This is a genomic window from Ancylobacter gelatini (assembly GCF_022601675.1).
GTDB classification, from domain to species: Bacteria; Pseudomonadota; Alphaproteobacteria; order Rhizobiales; family Xanthobacteraceae; genus Ancylobacter; species Ancylobacter gelatini.
Map to the genome: position 1 here is coordinate 69,418 of NZ_JAKVIL010000005.1, position 18,543 is coordinate 87,960.

Annotated in this window: 12 protein-coding genes, 1 tRNA gene and 2 pseudogenes; 6 read left to right on the forward strand and 9 right to left on the reverse strand. The window is 68.9% G+C overall.

The window, feature by feature from the left end; genetic code table 11:
* The 4 genes and pseudogenes from fdhE (at position 1) to MKI84_RS10520 (ending at position 4,460) form a co-directional block, all read left to right on the forward strand.
* On the forward strand, positions 1-924 hold the full coding sequence (gene fdhE, locus MKI84_RS10505; protein WP_241619338.1) for a formate dehydrogenase accessory protein FdhE: 924 nt from the start codon (positions 1-3) through the stop codon (positions 922-924).
* Between the two features lie 12 nt (positions 925-936).
* The gene (selA, locus tag MKI84_RS10510) at positions 937-2,367 is read left to right on the forward strand and encodes an L-seryl-tRNA(Sec) selenium transferase (protein WP_241619341.1); all 1,431 of its coding nucleotides are present in this window, start codon (positions 937-939) and stop codon (positions 2,365-2,367) included.
* Positions 2,364-4,208: pseudogene (gene selB, locus MKI84_RS10515) on the forward strand (selenocysteine-specific translation elongation factor); the annotation flags it as partial. The gene selA and the pseudogene selB, both read left to right, overlap by 4 nt.
* Before the next feature lie 156 nt (positions 4,209-4,364).
* A tRNA-Sec gene (locus tag MKI84_RS10520) sits at positions 4,365-4,460 on the forward strand.
* A gap of 118 nt (positions 4,461-4,578) precedes the next feature.
* On the opposite strand, the pseudogene MKI84_RS10525 reads toward MKI84_RS10520, so the two are convergent.
* The 4 genes and pseudogenes from MKI84_RS10525 to MKI84_RS10540 form a co-directional block, all read right to left on the reverse strand.
* Positions 4,579-5,217, reverse strand: a pseudogene (locus tag MKI84_RS10525) (endonuclease/exonuclease/phosphatase family protein); the annotation flags it as partial.
* Positions 5,184-7,346 carry a VTT domain-containing protein gene (locus MKI84_RS10530; protein WP_241619343.1) on the reverse strand — a complete coding sequence of 721 codons (2,163 nt, stop codon included), beginning with the start codon at positions 7,344-7,346 and terminating at the stop codon, positions 5,184-5,186. The pseudogene MKI84_RS10525 and the gene MKI84_RS10530, both read right to left, overlap by 34 nt.
* 183 nt (positions 7,347-7,529) lie before the next feature.
* On the reverse strand, positions 7,530-7,754 hold the full coding sequence (locus MKI84_RS10535; RefSeq protein ID WP_241619345.1) for a hypothetical protein: 225 nt from the start codon (positions 7,752-7,754) through the stop codon (positions 7,530-7,532).
* Between the two features lie 21 nt (positions 7,755-7,775).
* On the reverse strand, positions 7,776-7,988 hold the full coding sequence (locus tag MKI84_RS10540; RefSeq protein ID WP_241619347.1) for a hypothetical protein: 213 nt from the start codon (positions 7,986-7,988) through the stop codon (positions 7,776-7,778).
* Between the two features lie 149 nt (positions 7,989-8,137).
* Here MKI84_RS10540 and MKI84_RS10545 point away from each other — a divergent pair, with 149 nt between their 5' ends.
* A complete protein-coding gene (locus MKI84_RS10545; protein ID WP_241619349.1) occupies positions 8,138-8,998 on the forward strand; it encodes an SDR family oxidoreductase in 861 nt (286 codons plus the stop codon).
* A gap of 47 nt (positions 8,999-9,045) precedes the next feature.
* Positions 9,046-9,285 (forward strand): hypothetical protein, encoded by a 240-nt coding sequence (locus MKI84_RS10550; protein WP_241619350.1) that lies wholly within the window; start codon positions 9,046-9,048, stop codon positions 9,283-9,285.
* 18 nt (positions 9,286-9,303) lie between these two features.
* Here the strand turns inward: MKI84_RS10550 and MKI84_RS10555 are convergent, their stop codons facing one another.
* From MKI84_RS10555 to MKI84_RS10575, 5 genes are all read right to left on the reverse strand, one after another.
* Positions 9,304-12,003, reverse strand: coding sequence for a bifunctional diguanylate cyclase/phosphodiesterase (locus tag MKI84_RS10555; protein ID WP_241619352.1), 2,700 nt, complete (start codon positions 12,001-12,003; stop codon positions 9,304-9,306).
* 29 nt (positions 12,004-12,032) lie between these two features.
* Positions 12,033-13,136 carry a TRAP transporter substrate-binding protein gene (locus tag MKI84_RS10560; protein WP_241619354.1) on the reverse strand — a complete coding sequence of 368 codons (1,104 nt, stop codon included), beginning with the start codon at positions 13,134-13,136 and terminating at the stop codon, positions 12,033-12,035.
* 115 nt (positions 13,137-13,251) lie between these two features.
* Positions 13,252-14,418: an ABC transporter permease gene (locus tag MKI84_RS10565; protein ID WP_241619356.1), complete on the reverse strand. Its 1,167-nt coding sequence runs from the start codon at positions 14,416-14,418 to the stop codon at positions 13,252-13,254.
* A 2-nt stretch (positions 14,419-14,420) separates the two neighbouring features.
* A complete protein-coding gene (gene rbbA / locus MKI84_RS10570) occupies positions 14,421-17,195 on the reverse strand; it encodes a ribosome-associated ATPase/putative transporter RbbA (RefSeq protein WP_241619358.1) in 2,775 nt (924 codons plus the stop codon).
* Positions 17,192-18,145: an HlyD family secretion protein gene (locus MKI84_RS10575; RefSeq protein ID WP_241619638.1), complete on the reverse strand. Its 954-nt coding sequence runs from the start codon at positions 18,143-18,145 to the stop codon at positions 17,192-17,194. The genes rbbA and MKI84_RS10575 overlap by 4 nt, the downstream gene beginning before the upstream one ends.
* Positions 18,146-18,543: the final 398 nt, after the last annotated feature.

An 18,543-nucleotide genomic window follows, 5' to 3' on the forward strand; every position in this document is an offset into this window, starting at 1 on the left:
ATGCCGTCCCATCCCCGCGCCTTCTCCCTCCCCGAGGCCGATCCGACCGCGATCGGCAATGTCTCGACCCCGCCCTTCGCGGTCCTGCCCGATCCCTCGCACCTGTTCGCGACGCGCGCGGCGCGGCTGCGGGCCTATGCCGGGGTGAGCCCGGCGGCGGATTATCTCAATTTCGTCGCCGGTCTCGTCGAGGCGCAGCACGCCATTCTCCCCGGCCTGCCCGAGCCCGAGCGCCCGGATTTCGAGACGCTGGAGCGCGCGGCGGCCTATGGCATGCCCCCGCTCGACCGCGCTCGCTTCACCCTCGACGCGGCGGCCGAGACCACGCTGGACCGCCTGTTCGATGCCGCGGCGGCCGTCGCCATGCCCGAGCCCGCCGCACGCGCCCTGGAAAGGGTGCGCGCCGGGACCGACCGCGCCGCCATGGTCGCGGACGTGCTGTCGTCCTCGCTGCCGATGGAAAGCCTTGCCGAGCATGTCTTCATCGCCGCCGGGCTTCAGGTGCATTTCGCCCGCCTCGCCGCCGGCCTCGATCCCCGGGCGCTGGTCCCGGTGGGTGATGGGCTGTGCCCGTGCTGCGGCGGCCCGCCAGTCGCCTCGCTGATCGTGGAGTGGCCCAACGCCCATGGCAGCCGGTTCTGCGCCTGCGGCCTGTGCGCCACGCTCTGGCACTATGTGCGCATCCGCTGCACCTCCTGCGGCTCGACCAAGGGCATCGGCTATCAGGAAGTCGAAGGCGGTCCCGGCACGGTGAAGGCCGAGACCTGCGACGAGTGCCGCACCTATGTGAAGGTGATGTACCAAAACAAGGACACCGGCATCGAGCCGCTGGCCGATGATGTCGGCTCGCTCGGGCTCGACATGATGATGCAGAACGGGCCGTATAAGCGCGCCGCCTTCAACCCCTTCCTCATCGGCTATTGAGAGGCACGCGCGATGGCGGACCTCTCCTCGCCCCCGGAGAACCTCAAGGCCCGGCTGCGCGACTTGCCGGCGGTCGATGTGGTGCTGAGAACTCCCTGCGCCGCGCTGCTGGTCGAGCACCATGGCCGCCCGGCCGCCACCGGGGCGGTGCGCAGCGCGCTTGAGGCCGCGCGTAGCGGCCTCCTCGACGGCTCGGCCCTCGCCCTGCCCACGGCCGACCATCTCGCCAGCCACGCCCAGGCGCTGCTGGAGCACGCCGCGCGATCGAGCCTGCGCCCGGTGTTCAACCTCACCGGCACGGTGCTGCACACCAATCTCGGCCGCGCCCTGCTGGCGGAAGAGGCGGTGGCGGCGGCGAGCGACGCCATGCGCGCCGCGGTTTCGCTGGAGTTCGACCTCGATACCGGCAAGCGCGGCGAGCGCGACGACCATGTGCGCGAGCTGCTGATCGAACTGACCGGCGCGGAAGACGCCACCGTGGTCAACAACAACGCGGCCGCCGTGCTTCTGGTGCTGAACACCCTTGGCGCCGGACGCGAGGCCGTCGTTTCGCGCGGCGAGCTGATCGAAATCGGCGGCGCCTTCCGCATGCCGGACATCATGAAGCGCGCCGGTGTGACGCTGGTCGAGATCGGCACCACCAACCGCACCCACCCGAAGGACTATGAGGGCGCGATCACACCCGAGACCGGGCTGGTGTTGAAGGTTCACACCTCGAATTACCGCATTGAGGGCTTCACCAAGGAGGTGCCGGCCCGCGAGCTCTCCGCCATCGCCCGCGCGCGGGGCGTGCCGCTGGTCAACGACCTCGGCTCCGGCACGCTGATCGACCTCACCCGCTTCGGCCTCGGCCATGAGCCGACCGTGCGCGACTGCGTGAATGAGGGCGCGGATATCGTCACCTTCTCCGGCGACAAGCTGCTGGGCGGACCGCAGACCGGCTTCATCGTCGGGAGCAGGGACCTCATCGCCGCGATCAACAAGAACCCGATGAAGCGCGCGCTGCGGGTCGACAAGATCCGCCTCGCCGCGCTCGCCGCGACGCTCAAGCTCTATCGCGACCCCGACCGGCTCGCCGCAAAGCTGCCGACGCTGCGCCTTCTCGCCCGCACGCGCGACGACATTTATGCGCAGGCGCTGGCGCTGCGGGAAAAGCTGGCGCCGCTTTTTGCCCCCGGCTTCACCGTCGCGCTCATTGACTGCGCCAGCCAGATCGGCTCCGGCGCACTGCCGCTGGAAACACTGCCGAGCGCGGGGCTCGCCCTTCGCCCGAACGAGGGCCGCTCCAGCGGCGCACTGAACGCGCTGGCCGGCGCCCTGCGCGAACTCCCCGTGCCAGTGATAGGGCGCATCGAGGACGGTGCGCTGGTGCTCGACCTGCGCTGCCTTGAGGACGAGGCCGCCTTCCTCGCCAGCCTGAACGCGCTGGCGGTGCCGTCATGATCATCGGCACCGCCGGCCATATCGACCACGGCAAGACCGCGCTGGTCGGCGCACTGACCGGCGTCGATACCGACCGGCTGAAGGAGGAGAAGGCGCGCGGCATCTCCATCGATCTCGGCTTTGCCTATCTGCCGAGCGAGGCCGGCACGCTCGGCTTCATCGACGTGCCCGGCCATGAGCGGCTGATCCACACCATGCTGGCCGGCGCCAGCGGCATCGACCTCGCGCTATTGATCGTCGCCGCCGATGACGGCGTGATGCCGCAGACCCGCGAGCATCTGGCGCTGCTCGACCTGCTCGGCATTTCGCGCGGCGTCGTGGCACTCACCAAGGCCGATCTCGTCGACGAGACCCGCCGCGCCGATGTCACCGCCGAAATCGCCGATCTGCTGGCCGGCACCTCGCTGGAAGGAGCGCCGATCCTTGCCGTTTCCGCCATCACCGGCGAGGGCGTCGAGGCGCTGCGCATGCGCCTCATCGAGGAGGCCCGCGCCTTCGCCGCCCGCGCCGCCAATGGCGGTTTCCGCCTCGCGGTCGACCGCTGTTTCACCCTCTCCGGTGCCGGCACCGTGGTCACCGGCACCGTATTGTCCGGGCAGGTCGCGGTTGGCGATCAGCTCACCATCAGCCCTTCCGGGCTTGCGGCACGGGTGCGCTCGATCCACGCCCAGAACCGCAAGGCCGAGACCGGCCGCGCCGGCGACCGCTGCGCGTTGAACCTCGCCGGCGACGCCATCTCGCATGACGCAATCGCGCGCGGCGACGTGGTGCTGACGCCCGCGCTCCATGCCCCAACATCGCGCATCGACGCCACGCTGCGCGTGCTGGCGAGCGAGCCCAAACCTCTCGGGCAATGGTTCCCGGTGCGTTTCCATCACGGCTCGGCGGAAGTCGGCGCCCGGCTGGTGCCGCTCTCCGGCGACACGCTGGCTCCCGGCGAGGACGGGCAGGTGCAGATCGTGCTCGAACGGCCGATCGCGGCTGCCGTCGGCGATCGCTATGTGGTGCGCGACACATCGGCCCGGCGCACCATTGGCGGCGGGCGGCTACTCGACCTGCGGGCACCGGCCCGCAAGCGAAGGCTCCCCGCCCGCCTCGCCCAGCTCGCGGCGATGACCGCGAGCGCTCCCGACGAGGCCATCGCCAATCTGCTGGCAATCGAGCCGTGGCACATCGACCTGGCGACCTTCGTCCGCGATCGCGCGCTCGGCGAGAACGACGCGGGGGTGCTGGCCCGGCGTCTGGCGCTGGTGACGTTCGCGGCCGGCGGCGCGTTGACCGCGCTCACCGCCGCACGCTGGACGCTGTTTTCCGACGCGCTGCTCGCCGAACTCGCCCGGTTCCACGAGGCGAATCCGGACCTCGCCGGCATCGGTGTCGAGAAATTGCGCCTGTCGCTCACCCCCGCCCTGCCCAAGGCGGCCTTCGCCGAAGCACTGAAGCGGCTGGCCGGCGGAAACCAGCTTGCGCTGGAAGGCGCGTGGGTGCGCCTCGCCGACCACGAAGTGCGCCTCGGCCGCGATGACGAGCTGCTCTGGGAGGCGATCGCGCCCAGGCTCGGCGGGGCCGAACGCTTCCGCCCCCCGCGCGTGCGCGATCTTGCCGGCGCGCTTGGCGAGCCGGAAGCCGATATCCGGCGGCTGATGAAGCTGCTGGGCCGCATGGGCAAGGTCGACGAGGTGGCGCATGACCATTTCTTCCTGCGCGGCACCGTCACCGAAATGGTGAGCGTGGCACGGAACCTTGGAGCGGCGAGCGCGGGCGGCCAGTTTGCCGTCGCCGCCTTTCGCGACCACATCGAGCATGGCGAGCACGCGGTCGGCCGCAAGGTCGCGGTGCAGATCCTCGAATTCCTCGACCGGCACGGCGTCACGCTGCGCCGGGGCGACCTGCGGCGGATCAACCATCACCGGCTGGACCTGTTCGGCGCAATCGACGAGATTGGGCGCGGGGTGGAAACGCCCGAAACAGCGACGAACGACGTGCCATCGACTTCTGGAGGAGAAGCGTCCCTGGTGGGGCGTCCGGGCTTCAAACCCGGGAAGGGCCGCGAGCCGGTCCTTGGTGGGTTCGACTCCCACTCTCTTCCGCCATCACCTGACCCGCCGTGCTGACCATGCCGGCCAGCGAAATGTCGGCGATCACCGGCAGATGGTCCGAGCACGCCCTCGCGGCCGGATCGGTCCACGACGCCAGCAGCGGCGCGGTGCTGTAGACGCGGTCCAGTCGCAGCATCGGGCGCCACGCGGGGAAGCTGCGCAGCCGCGTGCGCTCGGCAAAGGCGGCTGCGAGACTCTTGCGCACCGGCCGCCAGGGGAACCAGTCGTTGAAATCACCCATCATCAGCGACAGGTCGTCGTCCCGCCCCGCCGCCGCGATCTCAACCAGCCGGCGCGCCTGCATCCAGCGCTCCGCGATGGCGAGGCCGAGATGCACCGCCACCACGTGACAGCTACGATCCCCGATCCACACCCGCGCCTCGATGGCCGAGCGCGGCTCGCGCCGGCGGTGTGACATGTCGTGTATGGCGATGTCGGTCAGCGGCCAGCGACTATAGAGGGCATGGCCATAGTCGCCGTCCGGCCCGACGATGGTGGCCGCACGCGCCAGATGACCGCCACCGCCGGCCAGCCCCGCCAGCGGCGCGAGGCATTCCGGCGTTCGGCCGCGGGTGTCGATCTCCTGCAGGGCGAGTATATCCGGCTCATGGCGCGCGACGAGGTCGCATACCCGCCCGAGATCGAAACGCCGGTCGGGCCCGATGCCGCCATGGACGTTCCAGCTCATCACGCGCAGCTTTGCCGGCAGTGGCTCGCTCATGCGACCGGACGGTAGCGCGCGATAAGCCATTGCAGGCCGATGCCCATCACCACCCAAAGCAGCACGAACAGCGCCAGCAGCGCGATTCCGCCCGCCGATGGGTCGGTGAAGAGGTCTGCAAGCTGCTGGCCGAGCGCCGACATCACCAATATGCCGGGCGTCAGTCCGACCGCGGTGCCGACAATATAGTCGAAGAAGCGCAGGCCCGACGCGCCCGCGACCAGATTGACGAAGGTGAACGGGGCCAGCGGCACCACGCGCACCGCCGCCACCGCCATCACGCCCCGGCTAAGGAGGGCACGGCGGATGCGGTTGGTGCGCGGCCCGATCACCCGGCGCAGCGGCCCGGCGCCGAGATAGCGCCCGGCGCCATAGGTCGCGGTTGCGCTGGCCAGCGCGCCGGCCATGGCCAGCATCGCCCCGGTCCACCCGCCGAATACGGCGATGGTCGCGAACACCAGCAGCGTGATGGGAAACACCACGCATTCCGCGATCAGGAACAGGGCGATCACGGCCAGCGGCGCCCAGGGCCGCTCGGAAATGGCGTCGATCGACTGCACGATGCGATCGGTCTGGCCGAGCGGCGACATCTGCCACACCAGCGCGAGCAGCAGCAGCACCACAAGTGCAAGACCCGCCTTGAGGATCAAGCCCCTGTTGATGCCGCCCATCGGCACGGTGCGTTCGCCATCGTCGTCAAAGGGCTCCGGCGGATCGGCCACGGCATCGAGCGAAGCGTCGCTCGCGACAATCCCGCTCGAAGCGTCATCGACCCGGCGCAGGCCGCGCCCGCGACTGTCGATCCTGCCGTCCAGCCGTTCCAGCATCGAACCTCCCTCGTTCCAGAGACGCGCAATGTCCGCCACCGGCACACCGCTGTGCTCGGCAAGCAGCCGGTCGCGCACCCGCGCTATGCCGGCACGCTCCGCCTCGTCCTGCGCCGCGATCACCAGATCGCATTCACTGTCGAGACCCATGGAGCGGTTGCACAGATTGGCGGAGCCCACGCGCAGCACCTCATCGTCGATGATCGTGACCTTGGAGTGGACCATCACGTCCTCCTCCGTCCCGTCGGCGCAGCCCTGCGGAGAGAGCAGGCGCACCCGGTCGTGAACCCCGGCGGTTTCGAGAATGGCCATGAAGCGCAGCCGCCCGCCGATCATCACCCGGCGCTCGACCCAGCCTTCGTAATCGCGCGGCACCACGATCACCGCTTCCAGCTCCGGCCGCTCGGCCATGCGCCGCGCCAGGGCTTCGGCCGTGCCGGCATGGGTGACGAACTGATTCTCGATATAGACTAGCCGCTCGGCGCGCCCGACCATCTCCTCGAACAGGCGCACCACCTCGGTTACCGGCGCCTCGCGGCCATGGGCCGGCAGGGTACGGGCGACGCCGATCGTCACGGCGCGGAAGTCCGGCTCCAGCCCCGCCGGCCAGCGGCTCGGCACATGGCCGCGCCGCACTACGCGGGGCGGGCGAATCTGTTCACAGGCCGCCCGCCGCCAGCGCTGGCGCGCCAGTTCGGCCAGCGCACGCGCCGCCTCGCCGTCTACCGCCATCTGCACGTCGTGAAACGGCGGATAGACCACGCCGGCCGGATCGGCCCGCCGTGTGTCGCCGGGGAGATGCTCGTCGGTGTCCCAGCGCCGGATGGTGAGATCGAGCCCGCCCGAGAAGGCGAGCGTGTCGTCGATCACCACCAGCTTCTGGTGATGTGACGCGCCGATCGGCAGCACGTCGTCGAGGCAGATTTCGATCTGCGCCGGCGTGCGCCAGAGAAAGGAGACGATCGGCGCCAATTCGCGCTGTAGCGCGAACACCATGGAATAGTCCCACAGCAGCAGCCGGATGCGCAGCCGCGGCCGCCGTTTCACCAAGGCGGAGAGAAACGCGCCGAGAGTCTCCGGGAGCCCGTCGTCGCAGGAGCCGGAGGGGCCGACGAGACGGGTGCGGCTGTCAATGTCCCAGCCGACGATCATGATGGAATGTTCGGCGGCCAGCATCGCCTGACGCAGCGCGCCGAAATAGGCGGCGGCGTCGATCAGCACCGCCGCGCGCTCGGCCTCGGCCAGCCGCCAGACGGTGCGGCCCGGGACCAGAAGCGAATCGGCGATCTCGTCTCGGCGGGGGCGTTGGGTCGTCGAGGTACGGTCGAGCAAGGTGGCTGGTTTCCTGTGCGATGTCGCGCAACAACGCGCTGCGCCGCAAAAAGATCGCCCGGCACGTGTGTTTTCATGCACACGGCATACATGGTCGATGGGGCGTGAACGCCTCAGGAGCGCCTTGCGGAAGCGGATATCGGGGCGCGCCAATGGACGGCCCCGCGACCGTTGATCGCGCGATCAGATCGGCGGCACCGCTGGCGGCACCATCGGCTCCCGCGCCGGCAGATCGATCGGCATCGGTGCCGGCTCGTCGGCCGGCTCATCAATGTCGGGGCGAATGTCCGGGTCCTGGTCCGGCGGCGTCACCGGGTCCTGAACCACCGGATCGGGGAGTTGCTCGGGATCGCGATTAGGGCTGCCGGGCCCCTCGCCGGGCGTGCGCGGACCGTTGAAGCTGTGCATGGCCATGTTCGTCCTGCCCCCTTAGCGCCGTTCGGGATCGATGTTCGGCTCCGGCAAAGGCGGGGCCGGCGAGGGATCGCCAATGTTTGGCGGCACCGGATCAGTGATGATCGGCACCTCGGGATCGTGAACCGGGGCAGGCACGGGATCATGCACCGGCGCTGGAGCCGGCGGGGGCGAAGGCTGGGGATTGGGGGTGGGGTTCGGGGTCGGGATCGGCTCGTTCGCGGTCATGACGGACCTCCTTGTTCCCGTCGACAACGATCGACGGGCCCGCTTGTTCACATCGGCCGTGCTTTTGCCGGCGCCGGAACCGGATCCACGCCGCGGTGTTGCCCCTGACAGCCATTCACGCCCCCTCACCTCGCAGGAAAGGCTCAGACATGCTCCGCGACTATCCCGCTCCCCCATTTGCCGAGCAGCCCCAGCCCATGCCGGGGCAGACGGCCGACATGAACCCGCGCCCCGATCATGGCGAGGAGAGCTACAAGGGCTCCCGCCGCCTTGAGGGGATGAAGGCAATCATCACCGGCGCCGACAGCGGCATCGGCCGGGCGGTTGCCCTCGCCTATGCCCGCGAGGGCGCCGACGTGCTGATCTCCTATCTTGAGGAGACCGACGATGCGCTGGCGACCTGCGAGCTGGTGCAGAAGGCCGGCCAGCGCGCCGTTCTGGTGCCCGGCGACATTCAGAGCCCCGCCCATTGCCGCAAGATCGTGGACACCGCGCTCGCGGAACTGGGCGCCATCGACATCTTGGTCAACAACGCGGCCCATCAGGCGAGCTTCGCGGAGATCGCCGACATCAGCGAGGAGGAATGGGAGCTCACCTTCAAGGTGAACGTCCATGCCATGTTCTACCTGACCCGCGCGGCGGTGCCGCACATGAAGCCGGGCAGCGCGATCATCAACACCGCCTCGATCAATTCCGACAAGCCCAACCCGGCCCTGCTGGCCTATGCCACCACCAAGGGCGCAATCCAGAACTTCACCGCCGGGCTGGCGCAACTCCTCGCGGAGAAGGGCATCCGCGCCAATGCCGTGGCGCCGGGGCCGATCTGGACCCCGCTGATCCCCTCCACGCTGCCGCCGGAAAAGGTGTCGCATTTCGGCGAACAGGTGCCGATGAAGCGGCCCGGACAGCCCGCCGAACTCGCCACCGCCTATGTGATGCTGGCCGACCCGCTGTCGAGCTATGTCTCGGGCGCCACCATCGCCGTCACCGGCGGCGGGCCGATGCTTTAGGCCGCCCGATCACAACCCCTGCCATCAACCTTTGCAAGGAGACCACCATGGTCCGCGACCCGCGCCTGCTCGACCAGAACCCCGTCGTCATCGATCCTGCCGATGTCGATGCCGTGCTCGATGACAAGCCGACCCCGCCCGGCAACCCGCTCAAGCCGCCGCTGGACGAGGTGAGCCATACCGACCCCAGGCCGCGCGAGGAGGCCGCGCATGCCGCCAAGGCGGTGCGCACCGTCGACGGCTCGAAGGACGGCACGCCGCTGAAACCCGACGATCCGCGCCGCTGAGCGCGGGCCTCGCGCGGTTCAGGAGGGCGCGATGGACGGCGCGGGTCCGACATAGAGGCGCTCGGCCGCCTTCGCGATCGCCAGCGCCTCGTGGAACGGCATCGGCCGGCCCACAAGAAAACCCTGCGCCTCGGTGCAGCCGGCGCGGCGGGCGGCCTCAAGCTGCTGCGGCGTCTCGATGCCCTCCGCCGTGGTGGTCATGCCGAGCCGCAATGCCAGCGCGGCGATCGCCTCGACAATGGCGGCGCTGTCAGCTCGTACCGTCATGTCCCGCACGAAGGAACGGTCGATCTTGATCTTGTCGAGCGGGAACAGGTGCAGGTGGCTGAGGCTGGAATAGCCGGTGCCGAAATCGTCCAGCACGATCCGCGCCCCCAGCGCGCGCAGGTGGCGCAGCGCTTCCAGATTACGCTGGTTATGGGCGAGAAGGGCGGTCTCGGTGATTTCGAGTTCCAGCCGTCCGGCCTCGATATGGGCCTCGCGCAGCGCGGTGCTGATGGTGGCGACGATGTTGCCGCTGGCGAATTCGATGGGTGACAGGTTGACGGCGACCTTCAGCGGGTGTGGCAGCCGCGTGAGGTCGGCGCAGGCCTGTCGCAGCACCCAGGCGTCGATATCCACGATGAGCCGCGTTTCCTCGGCCAGCGGAATGAACGCCGCCGGGCTGACCGTACCACGCTCCGGATGGCGCCAGCGCAACAGCGCCTCGAATCCGCAGAGCTGGCCGGACACCACCTCGTAGATCGGCTGGTAGGCGAGTTCGAACTGCTTGGCGGCCAGTGCCCGGCGCAAATCCGCCTCCAGCTCCAGCCGCGCGCGCAGGCGCTCATCCATGTCCGGCGCGAACACGCAGAAGGCGCTGCGACCCTTGGCCTTGGCCTGGTACAGCGCGAGGTCCGCCTGCTTCAACAGGTCGTCGGCATCGGCGCTGCCGGCCACGGCAATGCCGATGCTGGCGCTGATCGAGATGGTGTGGCCGAGCACATTATAGGGCTCGCTCAGGCTTTCGATGATGTGCGCGCTCAGCAACTCCGCCTCGTCGGGCTGCTGGCGCGCCACGCAGATCACCGCGAACTCGTCACCGCCGAGCCGGGCGACCCGCGTGGAATCCCTCACACAGGCATCCAGCCGCTTGGCAACGGAACGCAGCAGCGCATCGCCAACCGGATGACCGAGCGTGTCGTTCACATCCTTGAAGCGATCGAGATCGAGATAGAGCAAGGCGAGCGGGACACCGCGGTCGCCGGCAAGCTGCAGCGCCTCCTCGATGCGTTCACGGAACAGGATGCGGTTGGGCAGTCCCGTCAAATCGTCATGATGGGCGAGGAAGCGGATTTCGGTCTCGCGCTCGATCAGCGCGGCATTCTGGCGGCGCGCCTCGCCGGCGGCCTCATTGGCACGGGCATTGGCCTCTGCGAGCTCAGCCAGCGTCGTCCTCAATGTGGTGATGTCGGTGCGGATCGCCACGATGCCGCCATCGGCGGTGCGCCGCTCCTTCATCAACACCCATCGTCCATCGGCGAGCCGTCGCTCGATCGAGCCCGCGCCCTGGCGATGCCACCCCACGATTTCGGCGACCCCCGCGTCGACGTCGGCCCCCTCGATGCTGTATTGGCCGCGTTCCGCGCCATGGCGCACCAGTTCCTCGAAGCTGACGCCGGGCGTGAGGATATCGGCGCTGATGGCATAGAGATCCCGGTAGCGCTGGTTGCAGGTCACCAGCCGGTCCTGCTCGTCCCACATCGCAAACCCATCGGACATGGCGTCGATCGCGTTGACGAGCACGCTGGCAGCGCGGGCCCGCTCCGCCAGCGAGCGTTCGCGCTGGGCGAGCGCGACCAGCAGCGCGAAGGCAAACGCACAGATCAGCAGCGCGCCGATGCCCACGGCCGTCAGCGTCCGATCGCGGTCCCGGTACCAGTCGGCCAGCAGGGTGCGGAGGTCGGCGGCCATGACGATGCGGATGTCTCCATAAAGCGAGACCCGGCCGACAACGAGTTGCTCCCCCGTGGCACCTTCGCCCTGCACCAGCACGGCCTTGCCATTGGCGGGGCTGGTGCCGAGCGGGGTCGGTCGAATCTGCCCGGTCTGCATCTCGTCATGGGGCAGCGCGGCGATCAGCCGGCCGTCGGGCCCCTCCAGAAACATCTTCACATTCGGCTGGATACCGGTTTCGGCCAGCAGCTCCATCAGCGTGCGCAACGGCACTTCGGCGATCGGGATCACGCCGTTCCAGTCCGGCACCGTGCGGGTGACATAGATCACCCAATCGCCGGCGATGGTGTTGCGAACCGGGCCGACCAGCCCGGTCGGGTCGCGGCCCAGCAGGCTGACGTCGATCGGCAGCACGCGCCCGGCGCTCCGCCCGCGCGCCGTGGCGAGGATCATGCCCTGCGCATCGACCAGAAGCAGGTCGCGATAGGCTAGCGTCTGAAAGTTCAGGCCGCGCAGCAACTGGTCCGCAACCACGGAGGAGTAAGGCGTGGCCCTCGCGGCCGCGAACAGCGTCGGCAGGCTGGCCAGCGCGCCGTGCACCTGGAGCAACTGGCGGTTCAAGGCGTTCTCCACCGCCTGCGCCGAGCGCTCAAGGGATGATTGCGCGCCCAGAAGCGCGGCACGCTCCCCGCGCTCGACCAGGACGGCGACGCCGGCGGCCAGCACGATGAGAATGATGGCCGTACCCGCAAAAATGGAGAGCTTCAGACGGTGCCAGATCATCGATCGCCATCGCCGGTCTTGGACACGTCTCACTCCCCCCCGAGGATGATGCCGTGGGCCGGGGCGAGATAGCGGTTCCAGGCGGTCTTGCAGCTCTCGCCGCAGCGCTCGATCCAGCGCGGCAGCACGACTTCCCGAATCAGGCGGCTGCGCCGCGCCTCGTCCGCGGCGGAGGTGACCAGCTTCATGTGGCCGGGCGCCGGGCCACTGCACGAGCCCTCGCCGGTATTGCAGGCCAGTCCGCGCTCGGTGTCGGCTTCGGCCTGCAGCCAGATTCGCGCCTCCAGATCGTCTACCCCTTCGCGGATGATGCGCTGCAGCTCCGGCGCCAGCGCGTTCCAGGAGGCGAGATTGACGCCGAAGAACGACAGGCCCCAGCTCAGCGCCATGGCATGAACATGCGTGGTCACGCCCGGCAACCCGATCTCGAAGCCGCTCAGCGTGCCGGTGATGGCACAATCGGCGACGTCGGACTCGAGGGCCCGCACGATCTCGGCGAAGGGCACGATGACCGGCACCGCGCCGAGCGCCGCCATCAGCTCCGACTGGCTGACCGAGGAGGTGCGCACCCGGCGGCCCGCCAGATCGTCGAGCCCGGCGAAGCTGTCCTTGCAGTACAAGACCTGCGCCGGATAGGTGTAGACGCCCAGCAGCTCGATGCCATAGCGCTGGAGCAGGATCTCCTTCAGGCGCGCGCGAAACGCACCGACCGTCACGCGCAGCGTCGCCATGTCGGGATTGAGCACCGGCAGGTCCGGTGCGTTCAGCTCCGGCTCGTCGCCTGAAATCAGGCTCAGCAGCACCGTGCCGAACGGCACCACGCCAAGCCGCATCAGCTGGAGCATCTCCTGGCCGCGCAGCCCACCGCCGTCGAAGGGGCGGATGGTCGCGGTGATCCGCCCGCCGGAGCGCTCGGTGATCTCACGCTCCCAGAATGGTCTCTCGAATTGCGTGAACTGGGTCACGGCGGCGAGGCCGCCGACGATGGACAGCTTCACCGTGTCCGTGGGCTCATGGCGCGCCTGTCCGGCACCCGCGCCGGCCGCCAACACCGTGATGATGACGAACATCCGCGCCAGGAGCCCTCGCCCTGCGCCGTCCATCACCATCCGAAAGACAAGCCCCGCAGCCATGTCTTTGCCTTCACGCAACCGTAAGCTGGCGAATGATAGGCGCTATCGGGCAGTCGCGAAACAGCTAAACAAGGCGCGACCGCTTCCTCGCACAGCCCGCGCTCAGGCCGGCACGTCAGGCGCCGAAGATCACCCTACGGAACCGCGAGAGGGCGTAGGCGAAATACACCGCGCCGATCGCCGCCACCGCCAGCAGCGGCGTCCACACGGTCTCGATCCCGGCGCCGCGATAGAGCACCCCCTGCGCGAAGGCGACGAAATGGGGCGTCGGGCTGATGAACTGCATGGTGTATTGCAGCCAGACCGGCATGCTCTCCATCGGGGTCGACGATCCCGACAGCAATTGCATGATCACCAGCACGGGGATCGCCAGCAGGCCGAACTGGCCCATGGTGGTCGCCAGCGTGCCGAGCATGATGCCGAGCGAGGCGACGGAGAAGGCATAGAGCCCTGCACCGGCGAGGAACAGGGTCAGCGAGCCGGCGATCGGCACGCCGAGCCCCCAGCCCACCACGACCACAAGCGACAGCCCGGCGGCCAGAAGGATGACGAGGCTGGAGGCGGCGATCTTGGCCAGCATGATCTCCGCGGGCACGACCGGCATCACCAGCAGATGCTCCACAGTGCCTTGCTCGCGCTCGCGAATCAGCGCCGCGCCGGTGAGGATCACGGTCAGCATGGTGATCGAATTGATCACCTGCATCACCGAGGTGAACCATGCCGAGGTCAGGTTCGGATTGAACCGCGCCCGGATCACCACGTTCACCGGCGACGCTGTGGCCGCCTCGCGCCGCGCGGCGAAATCGCCGACTTCCTGCGCGATGATCGACTGGAGGTAGACCGCGCCATTACCGGCCTGCGTCATCGCGGTCGCGTCGACATTGACCTGCAGCGAGGGCTGGCGCTCGGCGAGCACGTCGGACTGGAAGTTCGGCGGAATTTCGACCACGAACACCAGCCGCCCGGCATCCATCTCGGCGTCGATCCGGTCGGGCGCGATCAGCTCGGCAGTCTTGAACAGCGGCGGGTTCAGCGCATTGAGGATCTGGCGCGACAGGTCGGAGCGGTCCTCGTCGACGATGCCGACGGTGAGGTTGTTGGCCTCGGTCGAGGCGCCGGAGGCCACGGTGTAGACCGAGACGCTGAACGTATAGGCCACGAGGAACAGCATCACCGGGTCGGCGCGAATGCCGCGCAGCTCCTTGATCACCAGCCGGTAGATGTTGGCCAGATGCGTGCGCAGCCCCTGCCGCCGCGTCCGCCCCCCTCCCATTTCCGCCATGGTCACGCCTCCTGCTTGCGCAGCAGGAGCCGCGCGAGGACGAGGAAGAGAAGGAAGAAGCCCGCCAGCGCGACCAGGTTGGGCCACAGCTCGGCAAAGCCTAGCGATTTTGTGAAAGTGCCGACCGCGATCGGCTGGTACCAAGCCGGCGGGAAGCTGATGCCCAGCAGCCGTGCCCCGCCCGACAGCGAGGCGACCGGCACCATAAGCCCGGAGAAATTCACCGCCGGCACGATGGAGAGGATCGAGGTGGCGAACACCGCCGCGACCTGGGTGCGGGTGAAGGTGGAAACCAGCTGCCCGAAGCCGGTGGTCGCCATCACATAGAGCACCGTGCCCACCAGCAGCATCGTGATCGAGCCCTTGATCGGCACGTCGAACAGCAGCAGCGCCAGCAGCACCAGCAGCACGAAGCCGATCAGCGCGACCGCGATATAGGGAAGCTGCTTGCCGAGCAGGAACTCCAGCCGGGTCACCGGCGTCGCACGGAAATTGGCGATCGAGCCGGTCTCCTTCTCGCGCACCACCGAGATCGCCGACATGATGGCCGGGATTAGGATCAGCATCAGCATGATCACGCTCGGCACCATGGCGTTCACGCTCTTGAAGGACTGGTTGTAGCGGAACCGGGTCTCGATATTGATCACATTCAGGCTCGCCGCCGCGCTGGGGCCGCCGCGCCGGGTCGCGAGGTCGCGGGCATATTGCGTAGCAAGGCCCGTGACATAGCCCTTGGCGGTCTCGGCCCGGAACGGCATGGCGCCGTCGAGCCACACCGCGACCTCGGGCGTGCGCCCTCCCAGCAGGTCGCGGCCGAAGCCGGGGGGAATCTCGATCACGATCTGGGTGGTCCCGCTGCGCAGCCGATCGTCCATCTCGGCGGCGCTGGCGATCGATGGCTGCCGGCTGAAATAGCGCGAGCTGGCGAACGCCTCGGTGAGTTCCCGGCTTTCCGGCGAGCGGTCCTGGTCGTAGGCGGCGAAGCGCAGATTCTCGACATCGAAGGAAATGCCGAAGCCGAAGGCGACCATCAGGATCATCGGGCCGAGAAAGGCGAAGGCGAGGCGGATCGGGTCGCGCAGCAGTTCCAGTGTCTCGCGCCGCGCATAGGCCCAGAGCCGGCGCGGATCGAAGCGCCGCACCGGCGGAATCGGCGCCGCCGGTGCCGCCGATTCCGCCGATTCCGGCGGGGGTGGCACCGCCGCCACGCGCTCGATGCCCGCCGCCTGCGCGAGATAGTGGATGAAGGTATCCTCCAGCGAGGTGCCGCCATGGGCGGCGACCAGTTCCTGCGGCGTGCCGACCGCCAGCACGCGCCCGGCATGCATCAGGGAGATGCGGTCGCAGCGCTCCGCCTCGTTCATGAAATGGGTCGACAGGAAGATCGTCACGCCGTCGTCGCGCGACAGGTCGATCAGCGTGCGCCAGAACGAATCGCGCGCGATCGGATCGACGCCGGAGGTCGGCTCGTCGAGGATCAGCATGGCGGGCCGGTGCAGCACCGCCACCGCCAGCTGGAGCCGCTGGCGGAGGCCGAGCGGCAGGCTCTCCGGGCGGGCGTCCATCACGTCGGCGAGGTCGAAGCGCTCGGCAAGCTCGGCGATGCGCCCGGGAATGTCGCCGGAAGGCAGGTGGTAGAGATGGGCGTGCAGCTCCAGATTCTGCCGCACCGTGAGTTCGCCATAGAGCGAGAACGCCTGGCTCATGTAGCCGACATTGCGCCGTGTCTCCATGTCGTCCGTGCCCATCGGCGCGCCGAACAGCCTGGCCCAGCCCTCGGTCGCCGGCAAAAGGCCGGTCAGCATCTTCATGGTGGTCGACTTGCCGCAGCCATTGGAGCCGAGAAAGCCGAAGATCTCGCCGCGCGCGATGCGCAGGCTCACATGATCCACCGCGACGAAATTACCGAACCGCCGGGTCAGCCCCTCCGCCTCGATCGCCGGAACGCCGTCGTCGTTTCCGGCGCGCGGGCGCACCTCGACCTTGCGGTGACGCGCGCGCTTCTCCTCCGGCAGCAGCGCGATGAACGCGGATTCGAGGTCGCGCTCGCCGGTGCGCGCCAGCAGCTCGGCCGTGGTGCCGCTGGCGATCACCCGGCCATCATCCATCGCCACCAGCGCATCGAAGCGCTGCGCCTCGTCCATATAGGCGGTGGCGACGATCACGCTCATCTGCGGACGCCGGGCACGGATGGTGTTGATGAGGTCCCAGAACTGGCCGCGCGACAGCGGGTCGACGCCGGTGGTCGGCTCGTCGAGGATCAGCAGGTCCGGATCGTGGATCAGCGCGCAGCACAGCGAGAGCTTCTGCTTCATGCCGCCGGAGAGCTTCCCCGCCGGCCGGTCCTCGAACGGATCGAGCGCGGTCGCCTTCAGCAACTCGTCGATGCGGGCGCGGCGCTCGCCCTCTGCCTGGCCGAACAGGCGGGCGTGGAAGTCGATGTTCTCGAACACGCTGAGCGTGGGATAGAGGTTGCGCCCCAGCCCCTGCGGCATGTAGGCGATGCGCCCGCCCTGCGCGGTGCGGTGCGCCTTGTCCGCCATGTCGCCGCCCAGCACATGGACCGTGCCGTGCTGGATGACGCGCACCCCGGCGATCAGCGCCAGCAGGGTCGACTTGCCGACGCCATCCGGCCCGATCACGCCGATCATCCGGCGCGGGGGAATGTCGAGGCTCACCTCGTCCAGCGCGACAGTGCGGCCATAGCGATGCGACACCCCGGCAAGCCGGGCGACCGGCGGCTCCGGCCGGGAAGCGACCGCGCGGTCCCCGGTCATTGCGGCAGGTTCACCGCCAGCTCGGCCGGCCAGGCGACATCCGGGCGCACCCGCACGAAGCCCATGCCGCGCACGCCGGTTTTTACATAGGAATGGTACTTGTTGAGCACCTGCGGATCGATCTGCAGCTTGACGCGGAACATCAGCTTCTCGCGCTCCTCGGCGGTCTCCACGCTCTTGGGCGTGAACTGGGCGTCGGCCGCCACGAAGCCGATGGTGGCGGGCACCACATATTGCGGCGCCGGATCAAGCACGAGCCGCGCCTCGTCGCCGAGCGCCAGCAGCCCGGCCTGGGCGGCCGGCAGGTAGATGGTCATGTAGACATCGCCGAGGTCGAGCAGGGTCAGCACGCGCTGGCCGGCCGCCACCACCTCGCCGCCGCGCGCGAGCTGGTACTGCACGCGCCCGCTGCGCGGGGCCACCAGCGTCAGATCGACGAGGATCGCCTCGATGCGGTCGACCTCGGCATCGGCATTCTTGATCGCGAACTCCGCCTGCTCGCGCTGCGCCTCGGCGACCTTCAGCGCGGCTTCGGCGATTTCCGCCTTGGCGACGCGCTGGTCGTAGATCTGGCTGGAGAGGTAGCCGTTCTCGACCAACTGCTTGCCGCGCTGGAGTTCGTTCGCGGTGAGGGTGACGTCGCTCCGGCGCTGCACGATCAGCGCCTCGGCCTCGGCGAGGCCCTGCTTGGCCTCGAGCACCTGCGCCTGCGCGCCGCGAAGCTGCGCCTCATATTCCGGCGCCGAGATGCGGGCGACCACCTGTCCGGCGGTCACCTCGTCGCCCTCCTTCACCAGCACCTCGGAGAGGCGGCCGGCATATTTGGCGGAAATGTCGATCTGGGTCGCTTCGATGCGGCCGTTCGACTTCACGATGCCCTCGGGCAGCGTGTTGCCGCGCAGCCGGTCGATCAGGCTGCGGATCGCCGACTGGGCCTGCACGCGCGCCATGCCGGGCCACAGAGCGCCGGACCAATCGCCCTGCCCCGGCAGGAGGCCGACACCGGCGACGATCGCGAGCAACAGGACGAGGGGACGGGCGGCGCGCATGAACTTCTCCGGCTGCGAAACGGACAGTGCGGGTGACCTATACCCGAGAACCGCACCCGCCCACGCGACACAGATCAAAGCCTCGACCGCAGCCTGTCCCAAAACCGGGTCGGGTCGCAACGCCTGTTTTCGGCGTGCCGACCCCCAGCGGACGCGGATGCGCGGACCGCCTCGCCGGCCGCGATTCCCGCCGGGCGGCCATGCTGCATCGCAGCAATAAGGCGCAAAAACGGAGAGGGCGCGGGCAAAATCGGGCGACGTCACACGTTATGAAGTATTATTCGTGCATAACCCAGAGA